Source organism: Streptomyces sp. NH27, assembly GCF_056859195.1.
This window is the reverse complement of sequence record NZ_JACEGK010001037.1, coordinates 1-762: the sequence shown is the minus strand read 5'-3', so window position 1 is coordinate 762 and position 762 is coordinate 1. Positions and strand designations below refer to the sequence as shown.

At 74.5% G+C, this 762-nt stretch carries 1 pseudogene; it reads left to right on the top strand.

What is annotated here, in order from left to right:
• Positions 1-340 (top strand): annotated as a pseudogene (locus AC13HU_RS37885) (hypothetical protein); the annotation flags it as partial.
• Positions 341-762: the final 422 nt, after the last annotated feature.

Here is a 762-nt window from a genome sequence, read left to right as displayed (position 1 = left end):
CGCCCTCTACTGGGGCATCAGCGCGCTGCGGATGTCCCCCGAGGACCGCGCCAACGCCCGCGCCCAGGCCGCCTCCGCACTCGCCAAAGCCAGCCAGACCCCCCGTCCGGCGCCCCCCGCGCCCGGCCCGGACGCCCAGCGCTCCTTCCTCACCGCGGCCTGGGCCGGCATCATCACCAGCGCGCTCACCCTCGCGATCGTCGGTACCACCTACGGCTTCCAGCTCGCCTACCGCGACTACTACGACTGCAAGTCGGACGCGCTGACCGCCCCGGCCTCGCACTCCTGCCAGAAGCTCCTCCCCTCGCCGCTACGCGGCCTGCCCGCCCTGCGGGGCTGATCCTTCCCACGTCCTTCTCACGAGCACGCGGTACGGCCCGGCGGGAGCAATGCCCCGCCAGGCCGTACCGCACATAGCCGGAGGTCAGCTGCCGGGCAGCGTCTGCGAGCGGTTTCCCGGCAGGTGTCGGGGGGCGGGACGCCCGGCGCCCGGTCAAGCCGCCCACGCGGACCGGGCGTTCAACAGGGCGTGCGCACCGGCAGCCGCTGGGGTACGTCTCGGGGCCAGGGACGACATCTCCTCGCGGTCGGGCGGGGCGGACCCGCCGGAGAGAAGCCTCTCCACCCTCACCAACTCCGCGCGATCGCCCCTTGGATGACATGCACCGCGGAATTCCTGCGGACCGGACGGGACCGGGCCGGGCCAGCTCCCGGCTATTCGCCTGGCGGGTCCTCCGCCGGGCCCGGGGAGGGGGTGAGGGG